At 45.4% G+C, this 15,300-nt stretch carries 13 protein-coding genes; all 13 read left to right on the top strand.

All coding sequences use genetic code 11. The features are described from left to right. The first annotated feature begins 2 nt into the window (after nucleotides 1-2). The 13 genes from AB6735_RS22490 (at nucleotide 3) to AB6735_RS22550 (ending at nucleotide 15,254) form a co-directional block, all read left to right on the top strand. Entirely contained in the window at nucleotides 3-671 is a 669-nt protein-coding gene (locus AB6735_RS22490; protein ID WP_370998326.1) for a hypothetical protein, read from the top strand. After that, a complete protein-coding gene (locus tag AB6735_RS22495) occupies nucleotides 668-1,342 on the top strand; it encodes a hypothetical protein (RefSeq protein ID WP_370998327.1) in 675 nt (224 codons plus the stop codon). The genes AB6735_RS22490 and AB6735_RS22495 overlap by 4 nt, the downstream gene beginning before the upstream one ends. Continuing rightward, entirely contained in the window at nucleotides 1,339-2,118 is a 780-nt protein-coding gene (locus tag AB6735_RS22500; RefSeq protein ID WP_370998328.1) for a hypothetical protein, read from the top strand. The genes AB6735_RS22495 and AB6735_RS22500 overlap by 4 nt, the downstream gene beginning before the upstream one ends. Then, nucleotides 2,115-3,272, top strand: a complete 1,158-nt coding sequence (locus AB6735_RS22505; RefSeq protein WP_370998329.1) for a plasmid transfer protein — start codon at nucleotides 2,115-2,117, stop codon at nucleotides 3,270-3,272. The genes AB6735_RS22500 and AB6735_RS22505 overlap by 4 nt, the downstream gene beginning before the upstream one ends. Before the next feature lie 89 nt (nucleotides 3,273-3,361). Continuing rightward, nucleotides 3,362-3,976: a conjugative transposon protein TraK gene (traK, locus tag AB6735_RS22510; protein WP_370998330.1), complete on the top strand. Its 615-nt coding sequence runs from the start codon at nucleotides 3,362-3,364 to the stop codon at nucleotides 3,974-3,976. Nucleotides 3,977-4,037: 61 nt separating this feature from the next. Next, on the top strand, nucleotides 4,038-4,367 hold the full coding sequence (locus tag AB6735_RS22515; protein ID WP_370998331.1) for a hypothetical protein: 330 nt from the start codon (nucleotides 4,038-4,040) through the stop codon (nucleotides 4,365-4,367). A gap of 6 nt (nucleotides 4,368-4,373) precedes the next feature. Continuing rightward, nucleotides 4,374-5,582, top strand: a complete 1,209-nt coding sequence (gene traM / locus AB6735_RS22520; protein WP_370998332.1) for a conjugative transposon protein TraM — start codon at nucleotides 4,374-4,376, stop codon at nucleotides 5,580-5,582. Nucleotides 5,583-5,600: 18 nt separating this feature from the next. After that, complete coding sequence (locus tag AB6735_RS22525) at nucleotides 5,601-6,395, top strand: DUF4138 domain-containing protein (RefSeq protein ID WP_370998333.1); 795 nt, start codon at nucleotides 5,601-5,603, stop codon at nucleotides 6,393-6,395. A gap of 17 nt (nucleotides 6,396-6,412) precedes the next feature. After that, entirely contained in the window at nucleotides 6,413-6,628 is a 216-nt protein-coding gene (locus AB6735_RS22530; RefSeq protein WP_370998334.1) for a hypothetical protein, read from the top strand. Nucleotides 6,629-6,653: 25 nt separating this feature from the next. Continuing rightward, on the top strand, nucleotides 6,654-12,089 hold the full coding sequence (locus AB6735_RS22535; protein WP_370998335.1) for an SNF2-related protein: 5,436 nt from the start codon (nucleotides 6,654-6,656) through the stop codon (nucleotides 12,087-12,089). A 12-nt stretch (nucleotides 12,090-12,101) separates the two neighbouring features. Next, on the top strand, nucleotides 12,102-12,773 hold the full coding sequence (locus AB6735_RS22540) for a hypothetical protein (protein WP_370998336.1): 672 nt from the start codon (nucleotides 12,102-12,104) through the stop codon (nucleotides 12,771-12,773). Between the two features lie 68 nt (nucleotides 12,774-12,841). Next, nucleotides 12,842-14,848, top strand: coding sequence for a type IV secretion system DNA-binding domain-containing protein (locus tag AB6735_RS22545; protein WP_370998337.1), 2,007 nt, complete (start codon nucleotides 12,842-12,844; stop codon nucleotides 14,846-14,848). Continuing rightward, nucleotides 14,838-15,254, top strand: coding sequence for a hypothetical protein (locus AB6735_RS22550; RefSeq protein ID WP_370998338.1), 417 nt, complete (start codon nucleotides 14,838-14,840; stop codon nucleotides 15,252-15,254). Before AB6735_RS22545 ends, AB6735_RS22550 begins: the two co-directional genes overlap by 11 nt. Nucleotides 15,255-15,300 lie beyond the last annotated feature (46 nt).

The raw sequence follows: 15,300 nt of genomic DNA on the forward strand, positions 1-15,300 counted from the left end.
TTATGAAAGCCATACTAATTATTCTGGCTATGACGATAGCCCTCTGCGCAAAAGTTTTTGCGCAACAAAAAATACTCGACATTCCCGCCCTTCACCAATTAGTAGACGAATCTGAATCAGAAAATAAACTGCAGGTAAAGGCTAAAAACCAACAGGCCCTAACAACTGCTAATGAGCAAGCCAACCTGACTTTGCTCGATAAAACGAAAGCCATGTACCGGACCTTACAGCAACGGTATAATACGCTTAGTGCCGCGATCAATATGGCCGATATCGGTATTTACGCGACACCAATGGTCAGCCGCATCATCAGTAACCAGGCACAAATCGTTCAGTTAGTACAAAAAAATCCGGCTTTGATCGCTATCGGGTACCAATCTGCCCTGCAATTTGCAACTCAAGCAAAAAGCCTCGTTGCCTACGTTACAGGCCTTTCCTTATCGCTGGGCGATGTCAATCAAATGAAGGCAGCCGACCGGAAGATGCTTTTTGATTACGTGATCTCTGAATTGAGCAATATCCAGGACCTTTCCGGCAATATGCTAAATATGATGCAATATTCCGATCTGGCATCATTGTTACGGGCAGCAAATCCATTTCAGAATTTTATTGATGCGGATAAATCTATAGGGCAGGACATCATTCAAAACGCCAAATATCTGAAACGATGAAAAAAAGAACCTTTGGGCTCCTGTTGCCTTTCTCCCTTTACTTTTCTCCATCGTTAATGGCGCAACAATATGTCATCGACTACCAACACCTTATTGCAGTTTCGCAAAATGCAGCTGTCAGGAGTGGTGCGGAGGTTACTCATGAGCAATATCTCGGTAAGATCAATAATAATATCAATGACCTCAATACGAATGTAGGTTCTGTTGTATTGGCCCAAACCATGATCTACGAAGGGCTTTCTAATGTTAACTCTGCGTTGAAAGACGGACTCGCGGTTAAAAATATCGCCGTCATCATTGCAGATATGACGGGTTATATCAACCAGGCCCTGGCGATAGCCAAAAGCGAGCCCTATCTTTTGGCATTTGCCGGCAATATTGCCGCCGAAATGCGAACAAGATCACTCACGCTGGTTAGCGATGTTTCCGGTTATATCCTTAAAGAAGGGAATAATGTTCTTGCTGATTATAATTCCCGTGACCAGTTGCTACGCAAAGTAATTACACAACTTCAAATACTAGACGGCTTAGCCTATGGTGCCTGGAAGTCTATGTACTGGGCGAAGCAACGAGGCATCATCGCCTCAGCAACCCCTTTCGCCGGCTGGGTTAACCAGGACAAAGCCTATGTCAGTCAGATCATTCAAAACGCTAAATACTTACACCAATGAAAATTTTAATTCCTATAACATTTATGCTGCTCGCATTCATTCGCAGCTGTTTCGGCCAGTCGGCGGCAAATGACCAAAGCGTCCGCTACCAGGAACAACGCATGGTTTACCTGCAATGGGACCAAAATAAGTTTACGCCAAAGGCGGGCTTTCTCAGCCTCAACCCCTATTACTGGCTGACCTGGGGCTTATTCCATCCGAACTATCACAAGAAAGATCTGCGCCCATTAAGCGCCACCGGCCCACAGACCCAGCGCCTTGCCCTGGTGGGTGCCATGAACAACACCGACAATAAATACAAACTGCAATCAGATACCGTGCGTAACACGGCACTTTCTGAAATAGCCAACCAATCAGGTTTGATTTCGAATGTAGATCCTTTATGGCAATTGTATTATAACAATGAGCTCAAACCGGTACTTAATAATTCGACGGCTTCCATATTAGGCGGCCTTTCGCCGCAGGTAAGCGCTAAACTGCTTTCCGAAGGCTTATACGATTGGTATAAAAATGAGCTGGATATGCTCAAGGAAAGAATCCAGGCCGCGCATTCCACCACAATGGATAGAGGTGCACGCATCCTGGCCTATCACCGGTACCTGATGGAATACCGCAGGCTTGCAGGCGTATGGGCCATCCGGACTTCATCGGCGCAAGCCACTATCAATATGACCGCCCAACAGCAGAAATTAAAAGCTAACCAGGTGACGGTCAGCGAATGGACACCACAGTCAGATATCCAGATCGCCAAACAGGTTTTACAACATCTACAATGAAGAAGAAACTATTTTTATTAATACTCCTGTGCTTTTGTGCCACTGTGGTATTCGCGCAAACAGCGAGCACACCCGATAATGGAAAGACTTTGCAGTTTCTACAGGGTGACGGTGTTTATGAAGCCGGTGTGATGGTGTTTTTGAAAGGGCTCAAAGACTCGGTATGGACACATTTCGACCTTTTTATTACTGATGCCAAGGCGCTTTCCGCCATTTTTATGATCATCTTTTTCGCTATCAAATCATATGAGATGATGGCGGGCGATAAGCAGTTAGAGATTATGCCGCTTTTAAGGCCCTTTGGTTTGGCCATGGTGATATTGTGGTGGGGGCCATTCACCAGGATAATCGCTTTTCCGACAGACATCGTTGCCAATCAAACTGAACAAATGTTTAGCAGCGAACAAACCATCGTCAACAACCTGCGCCTTAACCGCTCCAGCCTGATGCTGGCAGTAGCCAATTCCCTGTATACCTACCAGGCACAAACCGAAGTTGCTGAGAAAGAAAGCGACACCTGGTATGGCCAGGCCTGGGATTCCGTTACCAGTACGGTTAAAGAGGGGATCAGCAGTGTGGTTTCGCCATTGCTGGAATTGAAAAACAGGCTCACTGTGGGGATGCAGCTACTCTTTACACAGTTATTGGAACTGTTAGGAATATGGATATTGCGTTTAGCGGTGTACATCATTTTTATGATACAGATCATTTACTCCTCCATTTTGATCATGCTCGGCCCATTTGCTGTAGCCGTCAGTATCCTGCCGGCTTTCCGCGATAGTTTCAGCACCTGGATCGCCCGTTTTATTTCTGTAAACCTTTATAGTGGTATTGCTTACCTGATCATGTACATCTGTGGGCTGATGCAGGAATATGCGCTGAAATCTGAGATCAGTAAATACACGGAACTGGTCGGTGCAAATGGCACGAACGCCAACCTCGAAAAAATGGCCTGGTTTGCCGGTAACGGTATCCTGTCCTTCGGCACCGTGATCATTGTATTTTTAATCGGCGCGATCTGCATGTTCACCGTACCCAGCATCTCTACCTGGATTATCTCTACTTCAGGTATCAGCTCGGCCACTTCCACCTTTGCCCGCAGTGCGGGAACGGTAGCCAGTATGGCTCGAAAAGCCGCTGGCAGCTTCTTTTAATCCGAATTTTTTTTCTTTGTTCCTTTCTCCTTTTAATTGGGGCCGTTCCATTGTCATGGGCGGCCTTTTTTATTTAACAACCAGATTTTATGATCATCAAAAATATCGAAGCCAAGGTAAAGCTGGCGACTTTCATCGCGGCCGGCAGCCTGCTTACCGCCCTGGTTATTGTCGGCATGAATTGCTTTTATGCCTTTAAACTCGTATCCAATGCACAAAAAAGCATTTATATACTGGATAACAATGTCCCTATACTGGCCCGGCAGACAGATGTACAGATGAACAGGCCAGCCGAATACCGGGCTGATGTGGACTTATTTCATTCGCTGTTCTTTTCCTTGACCCCGGATGATAACTACATGGAGTACCAGATGAAAAAGGCCATGTACCTCGTGGACGAATCGGGAATGCAGCAGTACAATAATTTGAAAGAGAACGGTTTTTTCAACTCTATCCTTTCCTCCAGTTCCGTCCTGACCCTGCAAACAGATTCCATTGCTGTAGACATGCCCCGGCGCTATTTCCGCTATTACGGAAAACTGAAAATTGACCGGCGCAGCTCTACGGTTGTGCGCTCGCTGATTACGGAAGGCAACCTGAAGGATATACCCCGAAGTGACAATAATCCCCATGGCGTACTCATTACGAACTGGAAAACCCTGGAAAATAAAGACCTTCAAGATGTGGAAAAAAATACATTCTAACAGAGATCCCAGGGATACACTGTGTAGCGAGTTGCAAAAAGAATTTGGCACTTATTTCATTATGATCAGGAACATGGTTAAACGGTTGTCAGAAACTTTTCCGAAGTTCCTGTTTGGGTGCATGATCTTTCTGATGGCGTTATCGCTTGTGTTATCGTTTACAGTTTTTCACCACCCGGATAAGGTAAAAATAACTACAGTTAAAAAAGCCAACCCGGTAGAGGAGGGCTTTGATCAGATCATGCAGGCGACCGGAAATATCAGGGAAACGCTGCACCTCAAAAAAATGGTAGATAGCATTTCGGCCAAAAAACAATTGACAGGTGCAGACAGCGCCTTACTGGATAGCGCTCTTGACCGCCTTTCCAAAATTCATCAAACCTTCCAATAAAATGTTATGAAAATCGATTTTAAACAGCCCAAGTATGTGCTGCCGGTCATCTTATTGCCTTTTTTGTGCCTGTTTTTTTATGCCTGGCATAGTGGTTTTTCCAAACCAAAGCAGGCGGTGAAAGAAACCATCGGCCTGAATGGCTCAGTCGGCGCGGTGTCATCCGATGTACGTAAGAAACAACTGGCGGATAAGCTCGATGCCTATAGGAACACCTACAAGGAAGCCGATGGCCTGACCGCGGTAAACGTGATCCCCAAAGAAAATTCCAGTAACCCAACCTATAATAATGACTATTCAGACCAGCAGAAAAGAAAGCTGGATTCCATTCAATTAGCCATGAAACTGAAGTTTGGCTCGGGTAATAAATCCAATCCCGGGCAGGCAACGGAAACAGGTGTTGCACACGACCGGCAGGTTGCCAAAGCGGTGGAGGAAATGAGTCGCCGCCAGGCAAACCAGGCTCATGAAAAGGAAAGTACCTCAAAGGAAAAAGACCCCATGGACGTCTTTAGGCAACAAATGGCCATAATGGATAGTATCAACAAGCAGAATGACCCTGCCTACAAAGACGAGTTAAAGAAAAAGGAGGCTGCTGATAAAGCTGCGAAACAAAAGGAAACCCAAATAAAGTTGAACGTTGAAAAGGCTGATGCAGTATCTGGTGACTTTAATACCGTACTTCCCGAAAAGGAACCGGCATTTATCAGCGCTATGATTGATGAAAATGTGACCGGTTATGCTGGATCGCGTTTGCGGATCAAACTACTGGAAGATATTAAAGCCGGTAATAACCTGATCAAAAAAGGCACTTTTCTGTATGCGCTGATCAATGGATTTTCAGAGCAGCGGGTTACGCTTTCCATTACATCCATCCTGTATGATGGTAAGATCCTCCCGGTGAAACTGGACGTTTACGATATGGATGGACTGCCGGGCCTCTATGTGCCCTCGTCCGCTTTCCGCGATTTTACCAAAGACCTGGGCAGTAACTCCGTACAGGGTGTCACGGTGGATGGCGGTTCCGGAAACAGCCAGTTCGTCATGAGCTCGCTCAGTAAAATGTTTCAGTCCACTTCCTCGGCTATTGCTGACCTGATCCGCAAGAACAAGGCAAAGCTTAAATACAACTCTTACCTCTATATCATCGACCCGGATGCGCTACAAAGTGCACAGAAACGCGAAAGTGTATTAGGTGCCGGTGACCAACAATAACCCTCACAAATAACTAACATGAAAAAGTTACTATTATTCATTGTATGGCTGCATATCGCACCATGTCTTTATGCGCAGGATAAACTGCCGGTAATTTACCTGCCCGAAAACCTGACCATTCATTTTATCTCACCGGAACCCATCCAGTACGTAGATATTTCTACTAAAGACCTAATCGGTGACCTGCCGCTCAAAAATGTATTACGTTTAAAACTGCGTGACACTCTCAAATTTGTCGGTTCGGTCATCACTATAGCCGGTGAAAAATTCATTGCGCAATACAGATTAATGCCAGGGTATCCCGGCGTTCCAACCGAAATAGAAATAACACCTGCCGCCATGCGGCCATTGGATATTTCCGGTATCGGGCTTTCACAAAATCAGTTAAGGAGTTTAGCGCTTAGCCTGGTGGCCAAAAAACCGGATAAACGGATCGAAAAGGTAAATGCGTTCAGTATTAAGGCGCAATTGAACCATGTCTGCACCATTGGCGATTATATTTTCCTGGATATTTCCTATCGTAATAAAACCAACTTAAAATATGATATCGCAGATTTCAGGTTTAAGATAGACGACAAAAAAGTAACGAAGGCCGCCAATAACCAGTCCGTGGAGATCAAACCGGAGTTTGTACTGTTCAACCCACCCGCCTTTTCCAAAAATTACCGGAACGTATTTGTCTTTAAGAAAATGTCATTCCCCGGAAATAAAGTCCTGCGTGCAGAACTCAGCGAAAAGCAGCTTTCCGGCCGTATCGTCACGCTAAGCATATCCTACCAGGATATCCTGGATGCGGATACACTACCCAATTAACCTTATACTCTTTATTTATGACTGATTCCATAGCCTACGATTATGTAAAGCTTGTATTGGAAGAAGAATTTCTGGCGACCTACCTGCGCTTCTCCAACCAGGGGATACTCCATTACGAACTTACCAATATCCTCGAAATATGCGCGCCCCTGATCAGGGGCCTCGACCAGGACGACCGCTTTTTAAAATATGAAGTGATCGGAATCATAGCAGATTATTTACAGGAGGTGTAATATGGCATTTAATCCGGTAAGGAAGATGGCGGACAATATCGCAGCCATCCGGATCGCGCTGGACTTCACTGGCCAGCAGCTCTCTGAAATAGAACTGGAAACCTTAAAAAATTATGCTGGATTTGGCGGCCTTAAAGCGATATTGTTTCCACCTGGCGAATTAGCCGAATGGCCCCGGTTCGGCGCTTCAAAGGCCGACTTAAAACTCTATCCCCAGGTCATGGAATTACACGGCCTGCTTCAGGAGAAATTAACGGACAAGGAGTATAAGGCGGCCATTGATGCCTTAAAAAGTAGCTCCTCAACGGCTTATTATACACCGGATTATATCCCGGAGGCCATTTATGCCGCGATGACTGAATGCAATATTTTACCGAAACGTTTATACGAGCCGAGCGCCGGGGCCGGTGTTTTTATCGGAGAAGCAATAAAAGCTTTTGATGGTATGGAGCAAATAACAGCCATTGAGAAAGATATTCTGACAGGCAAGGTGCTCAAAGCGATTTGTTCGGTCCATACCGTTCCGGTAGACGTACAGATCAAAAAGCTGGAAGAAACGGCAGCGACCGAAAAAGCCCAATTCGATATCGTCATCAGCAATATTCCTTTTGGCAAGATCGCGGTACATGACCCCGCCTATAACAAAAGCGGGATTTCTGCCAAAGTACATACCTATTTCTTTGCTAAAGGGCTGGATAAGATTAAGGACGGCGGCATTTTAGCTTATATCGTTACGGATGCTTTCCTCAATAATCCTTCCAATGCCACCGCCAGGAAATACCTGTTTACTTCAGCTGATCTTTTAACAGTTGCCGTATTACCGGCCAACCTCATGAAGGAAAATGCCAACGTAGAGGTTGGTATGCACCTGATCCTGGTGCAAAAAAATGATACTAAGGAAACACTCACGGAGGCGGAAAGCCAGCTGATCGATACGGTGGAGCGTGAAAATACTTTTGGTAAATACTACCTGAATGCCTGGTTAGCCGACAAAAATGAACTGGTATATGCCGATGAGATCATCGAAGGCACCAATGCAAGGGGCAAAGCATCGCGGGTGGCCTGGCAAAATGGAGAGATGCAGGATATTTTGCCCCTGCTCAAAAAACAGCTGATCGCCGGCTTTAATAATTTTGACCGTGCCAAATGGGAAGCGATTTCTTTTGATAAAAAGCAGGGCCAGCTCAGCCAATTTACCTTTTTACCCGTTCCCGAGCAGGAAAAAAAAGACGATGAGCCGAAATTGAGTTTTGGCCAGTTGGGTTTGTTTGATGCGCCTGCAAAAACTGATCAGGACAACAAAGCGCTGGCTTACCTTGACGATCTTGATCGTCAATTTATTGACGCGGGCACGGCACGGCTGATCAGTACCATTCGCACAACAGCAAAGCCATTGCATGACAGTATTGTATTGCTGACCGCCTGTGCCAAAACCAATAACCGCTATACCTATAAGCTGTACAGTAACCTTTCGGAAATCTCCTTTCCCGGGAAGTGGATGTCCGGCAACAATCTCGGTCACGAACTGGACGCGCTTTCAGCGAAGCTGAAACATTTCGGTTATGATTACCGGTATGAAGGAGATACCTCATTAGAACCCGCTTTTAAATTATTACCCGATAAACCAAAGGCTTTTACCGACTTGAAGCCTTTTTATACAAAGGATACGCTGGTCATCTTTAATGGCAAACTCGGCCTGATCGGGGAGCCCCACAATTTTGAGGCGAAATTTGAGCCACTTGACCCGCAACCGGAACTAGCCTTTTATGAGGATTACCTGGTGTTGCGGGACATTTACCTGGAACTTTCCAGTTTTGAAAATGAGCACAGCATCCAGTTCCCCGAATTGCGCAAGTCATTAAACTTTTATTATGAGGCCTTTGTAGCCAAATACGGGGAGCTCAATAAAAATGTCAACCGTAACCGCATTTTTAACGATGCCGCTTTAGGTTTTAAGATCATATCCTCTCTTGAAATTAAGGATCAGGATAGATTTGTCCGTTCAGATATATTTTACGGGCCGCTTTTTGAGCAAAAGGAGATGCTGAAAACGGATGACCCTGCCGAAGCGCTGGCACGCTGCCTGAATGATACCGGGCGGGTCGACCTTTTGGTTATTTCCCAGATCACTGGCCTAACTCAAGACGAGGTTATCGTTCAGCTGGATAAGCAGATCTTATTAAATCCTCAAACCCTTAAATGGGAGACCACTGATAATTATTTGTCGGGTAATGTAGTAGAAAAGTTAAAGGTCGCCGAGAAACTGGCGGAAGCAGAACCAGAGGACCTGCAATTTGCACGGAGCCTTGCCGCCATCCGGCGTGTACAGCCCGAGAGGATCCCCTTTGAACTACTTGATTTTAATCTTGGAGAGCGGTGGGTGCCGGTTGAGTATTACCAGCGTTTTGCCACGGATTTATTTAAGCTGGATACCAGGGTTGATTTTTATAATTCCATAGATACCTATAAGGTAAGTTATGCGAAAAAGGGCAATACCATTACCAACGAAGAATTCTCGGTAACGCCCAAAGAAAGCAACAAGGTCACCGGCCGCACCTTATTGGAATATGCGCTGCTGAATACCAACCCGCATTTTACTTATCCGGTAGAGCAATACGGCAAGGTCGTCCGGGTGCCCGATACCGAAGCGATCCAGAATGCGCACCGGAAAATCGACAACATTAGGTCACGCTACCTGCTTTGGCTGTTGGAACTGCCGAATGAGGATAAGCAGCGCTTAGAAAAGCTGTACAACGATACTTACAACTGCTATACTCTTCGGGAATTTGATGGCAGCCACCTGACTTTTCCGGGCCTTGATCTTAAAGCACTAGGTATTCCTGGTATTTATTCCTCGCAAAGTAACGCGGCATGGCGGGTCATCCAAAATAACGGTGGATTAATTGATCATGAGGTGGGTTTAGGTAAAACCCTGACCATGATCCTGGCTGCGATGGAAATGAAACGGCTTGGTATTGTTCATAAGCCGATAATTCTGGCTTTGAAAGCCAATGTGCAGCAGATCACGGATACTTTCCGGCTGGCCTATCCTAAAGCAAAACTCCTGGCGCCGGGTGAAAATGATTTTGAGCCGGCTAAGCGTATGCGGATTTTTCATGAGATCAAAAACAACAACTGGGACTGCATCATCCTAACGCATGACCAGTTCGGTAAAATCCCACAGTCGCCGGAGATTCAACGGCAGATCATTGAAATAGAACTGGATAACACAGAACAGGACCTATTGAGTTTTCAGGATTCCGGTGAAGAGATCACCCGTGAGATGCTAAAAGGTTTGGAGATCCGTAAGGAAAATCTTGAAGCCAAGCTGAAAGGTATCATGGACGCCATTGAACAGCGAAAGGATACCGGTATTAATTTCAGCGAGCTGAATATAGACCATTTGTTTATTGATGAATCCCATAAGTTCAAGAACCTGACTTTCACCACCAGGCATACAAAGGTTGCGGGCCTGGGTAACATGCTGGGTAGCCAGAAAGCGCTAAATATGCTTTTCGCCATCCGGACCTTGCAGGAAAGGAGTGATACGGACCTTTGCGCCACATTTCTTTCAGGAACACCGATTTCCAATAGCCTGACCGAGATGTATCTGATCTTCAAATACCTCCGGCCGCGTGAACTGGAAAGGCAAAGAATCTCCAATTTCGATGCCTGGGCAGCAGTATATGCACGGAAAACGGTCGATTTTGAATTTACCGTTACTAACGAGATCAGGGCAAAAGAACGTTTTCGTCACTTTATCAAAGTACCTGAACTGGCTCTGTTTTATAACCAGATCACCGATTACAAAACTGCTAAACATATCAATCTCGATAAGCCGGAAATTGATGAAACCCTCGTCAATATAAAACCGACCCCAGATCAGCAGGATTTTATCAAACGGCTCATGCAGTTTGCTAAAACAGGTGATGCTACGCTAATCGGAAGGCGGCCGCTGACCAAAGATGAGGATAAAGGCCGGATGCTGATCGCAACCAACTATGCCAAGAAAATGGCAGTGGATATGCGGCTGGTCGATCCTGAAAAATATGGCGATCACCCCGGCAACAAGGTCAATGTCTGTGCCCGGAACATAGCGGAGATCTATCATGAAAGTACACCCCACAGAGGCACACAGATCATTTTTAGTGACATAGGCACGCCTAAAACCACTGAATTCAACGTGTACGATGCTCTGCGTGATAAGCTGGTAAGTGATTTTAATATCCCGGCAAAGCAAATCACCTTTATTCATTACTGGGCAACGGATAAACAGCGGAAAGAGCTGTTTAAGAAAATGAATGCCGGGGAGATCAGGATTCTGATCGGCAGTACGGAAAAGGCGGGAACAGGTTTAAATGTGCAGGAACGGATCGTAGCCATGCACCACCTGGATATTCCATGGAAGCCCTCGGAACTGGAGCAACGCGATGGCCGTGGTGCAAGGCAAGGTAACTGGCTGGCTAAAAAGTTTTATAACAATAAAGTCAGGAACTTTATATATGCCGTAGAGCAATCACTGGATAACTATAAGTTCAACCTGCTCAAAAACAAACAGATCTTCATTAGTCAGATGAAAAATAATGAACTGGCCGTGCGCACCCTCGATGAAGGCGCAATGGATGAACAAAGCGGCATGAGCTTCTCTGAATATATCGCCATATTATCGGGTGATACCTCTTTACTGGAAAAGACCCGTATTGAAAAGAAGGTTGCAGAATTGGAAGGCTATAAAGCTGCTCACTTTAAAGAAGTTGCCCGCAGCAGGTATTTGCTGGAAGATTTGGAAAAGAAAAGCAGGGATACCCAGGTTACACTGGATATGGTGCGTGCAGATGAAATAGCTTATAAACAGGCGCTGAAATATGATGCTAATGGCGCGAAAATAAACCCTTTGCAGCTGATAGATATGTTTCAGGTGGATGCGGTTGCCATCGGTCAGAAACTGATTGATCTATATAAAAACTGGTATCCCAAAGATTTTAACGAGCCTGATTTCCATTTGGGCGAGTTGTATGGCTTTGATCTGTACATCAGGCGGAAGCTGCAAACGGTTGAGAGTGAATTTTCCAGCAGGATCGACCATGTTACTTCCCTTTACGCGGAAAGCCGCACTACCGGAATTAAATATATGCAGAATGGGGGAGCGCCGAATATTGACAACCCAAAACTCGCTGCCCGGTACTTTTTAAATGCTGTCGACCGGGTGATCGGTATGGCTGAACGCTATGAAAAAGAACTTACCGGTATCAATAAACAGATCCCGGAGATACAGGAACTCACACAGCGACCATTTGAACAGGAGTATGAGCTCGCTTCATTAAAACGTGAACTGGACAGGCTGGAACTGGAGATCAGTCAAAAAATTGCTGAAAGTGAAAAGCAGGCCCAAGTGGAGCAATTAATTATTAAAGAAGAAACAGCCGTCGATGTAGAAACGCCGGTGTTTATACAACGCTGATAATTCAACAAAATGAAACAAACAGATGACTATAAAGGCCCTTTTCCGGTGGTTGAACTGGAAGGGACTTCATTCTATGTGAATGGCTACTTGATGGCACTTGTAGAAGTTGCGGACGCAGGGAACCACATCACTATGTATGACCTCATGTGCCTAGATGACCATGTAGAGCTTTGGTATGATCCCCTTACTAAAAATGCTTTTGATGGGCCTTTGGTCGGAATATTGCCTGACAGGGTAAAGTTATTTTGGCTTTACCCCTTTGATGCTCTCGATCCGTTGGGTAAGAATGCCTGGATGGATGAATTCCGCCCCGGTTGGAGGGAGCATTACCCTAGTGATTTACCGGTTGTTCAAATTGCAGGAAAGGATTTCTTTATTGATGAACAGCGTAACGCGTTTCGGGATACCGAAAACTATTGGAACCAGATCAAGTTTGCGGACGTATTTAAGCATAACGGAAGAACGGGTGTTTACATTGATACAAAAATGCTCCAGGTACCCTTCCCACATGAATTGGATCCCTACCACCCTCCGGCAGAACTTCCTGAACACATCATTTTTGCGGAGGTTCCAGATGGTCACCATACAGCTTTTTTATTGCACGAATACAACAGATCTCATCATACCCGAGACCAATCTTCGCAAAACGGACAGGATAACGGGCAGGGAATGATCCGCTAAATCAGCCCATTTATCTATAAGCCCCCCGCAAAACCTGGTGGCTTTTTTCATTTTAGGTCCCTATTATTATGGAAGAAACGCGTGAACAGCAAAAGCTTCACGGTTTTTTGCAGTGTGCGATTTACATATCCATAGGCTTAGAAGCCGCCATTTTTATTTATCACAATGCCCCTTTCTGGGGCATTTTTTTTACCCCGCTGGATAAGATTAGTCACCTGGTCATTTACTCGAAACTGGTCTATAGTAAGCTGGCAACGTTTGGCCTGATCTGCCTGGTCAGCATCGGCACGCTGGCAAAAAAGGAAACAGACCTTGACCCTAAGAAGCATATCGTATACCCGCTTGCGTTCGGTCTGTTTTTGTTCTTCGGTAGTCTCGTCTTTCAGGGCCGTGCCTCCCCGGTTGCGTTCGCTTATACGACATGGTATGCTCTGCTGTATATGGTCTGCTCTTTTTTCGGTGCGCTTCTCGTGAGTGTGTCGATGGACAACATCTCTAAGATGATCAAGTCCGGTTTAGGCAAGGATATCTGGAATACCGAAGCCGAAAGTTTTATGCAACCTGTAAAAAGGGTAAACACCCCTTATTCGGTGAACATCCCCATGCTTTTTTACTATAAGGGGAAAGTAAGGAACGGCTGGATTAATATCTGCAACGTTTTCCGGGGCACGATGGTGATCGGCACCCCTGGTTCGGGTAAGAGTTTTTCGATTGTAAATCCGTTCATCCGGCAATTAATTGCCAAGGGGTTTGCGGTGTGCTTGTACGATTTCAAATTCCCGGACCTTGGCCAGATCGCTTATTATCATTACCTGTTGGCCAAGCAGAATGGCAAGTTGAAAGGCTATGCCTTTCATGTCATTAACCTTAACGATATCGAAAAGAGTCGTAGGATCAACCCCTGGCGAGCGGATTACATTAGGTCATTGGCTGATGCGGCAGAGACTGCTGAAGCCCTGGTGGAAGCACTGAAAAAAGGTGACAAATCTGGCGGCAGTGACCAGTTCTTTACCCAATCTGCTATTAACTTTTTGGCCTCGTGTATTTATTTTATGAGTAAATACAAGGGCGGAATATATTCCAGCTTTCCCCATGTACTTGCCTTGCTTAACTGCAGTTATGAAGAGATTTTCAACGCCTTAACGTCAGAGCCCGAACTGCGCCCGCTGTTATCACCATTTATGACGGCATACGATGCCAAGGCATTTAACCAATTGGAGGGGCAGATAGGTACGCTCAAGATCTTTATCAGCCGATTGGCGACTAAAGAGACTTATTGGATTTTTTCGGGGAATGACTTTGATCTAAAGATCTCAGCCAAAGAAAACCCAGGTATGCTCATACTGGCGAACGATCCCAGTACACAGAATATTAATTCAGCCTGTTATTCAATTGTTGTTAACCGATTGACAAAATTGATTAACTCCAAAGGCAATTTACCGTCTGCTCTGATCGTCGATGAGATGCCATCTTTATATATAAATAAGTGTGATAACCTGATCGCAACTGCCAGATCCAATCGCGTATGTGTATGTCTTGGGCTTCAGGAAATTCCGATGTTAAACCAGCAATATGGTAAGGATACGGCCGCTGTGTTGACATCCGTAATAGGAAATGTGATATCCGGTTCAGTCAGAAATAAGGAAACTTTGGAATGGCTGGAGCGCTTATTCGGCAAGTCTAAACAGATTGGTGAAAGCCTTTCCATTGACCGCAATAAAATATCTACCTCCCTGAACGAAAAGTTGGAGGCACTCATCCCGGCAGGCAAAATCGCCTCCCTGAATTCCGGGGAAATGGTTGGCGTGATCGCTGCTGATGCCCAGGAAAAGTTTACCGGACAATTTGAAACTTCTGCTATTAACTGCAGGATCAATCTCGATATGGAGGCCATCAAACGCGAAGAAAAAGGTTATAAACCGCTGCCGACCTTCTATGATTTCGGGGGACAGATGGATGAAAAGCTCCGCCAAAATTTTAACCTTATCAGCCGGGAAATACAGGAAATGGTATTGGCATTCAAGCCACCTGCTTTACCGGACACAGCGAAAATAAGTTTGAAAAATGATAGATGAACAAAATTTAAAAGGAACAGTGGTCATGATGCATCCCGAAATGTGGGAAGCACATGCTGACAAAGAGGGTGTAATAGGGGAGATCGTAAAAGCAGATCCCGTCCGCGATGATTTCTATGTTAAATACGATGGTGGGGCCGAACCACGCCTTCACAGCGCGGATGCCCTTATGGTACTGCGGGAGCCTGATGAGATTTACGAATATCTGCAGAATCATTCAGCTGACATCTCTCCGTATGATTTTAAAGATCTGAAGAGGATTGCTCTTTTAACGGATCGCAGTACGGTTAAACAAATGCGAACCGCAATGGAACTGGTCGAGAAGAATGAAAATATCCGGGAGGCCAGTGCAACCACATTGGACAAAATTATCGGACTTCGGCAAAGCAAAGGGGTAGATAGATAAGTACAACAAAAAGCTGCTTTTACCCGCAATCAGAAGAATTAATAAT

The organism is Mucilaginibacter sp. RCC_168, from assembly GCF_041355315.1.
Lineage (GTDB): Bacteria > Bacteroidota > Bacteroidia > Sphingobacteriales > Sphingobacteriaceae > Mucilaginibacter.

Coding starts and splice junctions, on each gene's coding strand:
- AB6735_RS22495 (WP_370998327.1), top strand. CDS start 668: ATGAAAAAAAGAACCTTTGGGCTCCTGTTGCCTTTCTCCCTTTACTTT.
- traM (WP_370998332.1), top strand. CDS start 4,374: ATGAAAATCGATTTTAAACAGCCCAAGTATGTGCTGCCGGTCATCTTA.
- traK (WP_370998330.1), top strand. CDS start 3,362: ATGATCATCAAAAATATCGAAGCCAAGGTAAAGCTGGCGACTTTCATC.
- AB6735_RS22525 (WP_370998333.1), top strand. CDS start 5,601: ATGAAAAAGTTACTATTATTCATTGTATGGCTGCATATCGCACCATGT.
- AB6735_RS22490 (WP_370998326.1), top strand. CDS start 3: ATGAAAGCCATACTAATTATTCTGGCTATGACGATAGCCCTCTGCGCA.
- AB6735_RS22540 (WP_370998336.1), top strand. CDS start 12,102: ATGAAACAAACAGATGACTATAAAGGCCCTTTTCCGGTGGTTGAACTG.
- AB6735_RS22545 (WP_370998337.1), top strand. CDS start 12,842: ATGGAAGAAACGCGTGAACAGCAAAAGCTTCACGGTTTTTTGCAGTGT.
- AB6735_RS22505 (WP_370998329.1), top strand. CDS start 2,115: ATGAAGAAGAAACTATTTTTATTAATACTCCTGTGCTTTTGTGCCACT.
- AB6735_RS22530 (WP_370998334.1), top strand. CDS start 6,413: ATGACTGATTCCATAGCCTACGATTATGTAAAGCTTGTATTGGAAGAA.
- AB6735_RS22550 (WP_370998338.1), top strand. CDS start 14,838: ATGATAGATGAACAAAATTTAAAAGGAACAGTGGTCATGATGCATCCC.
- AB6735_RS22500 (WP_370998328.1), top strand. CDS start 1,339: ATGAAAATTTTAATTCCTATAACATTTATGCTGCTCGCATTCATTCGC.
- AB6735_RS22535 (WP_370998335.1), top strand. CDS start 6,654: ATGGCGGACAATATCGCAGCCATCCGGATCGCGCTGGACTTCACTGGC.
- AB6735_RS22515 (WP_370998331.1), top strand. CDS start 4,038: ATGATCAGGAACATGGTTAAACGGTTGTCAGAAACTTTTCCGAAGTTC.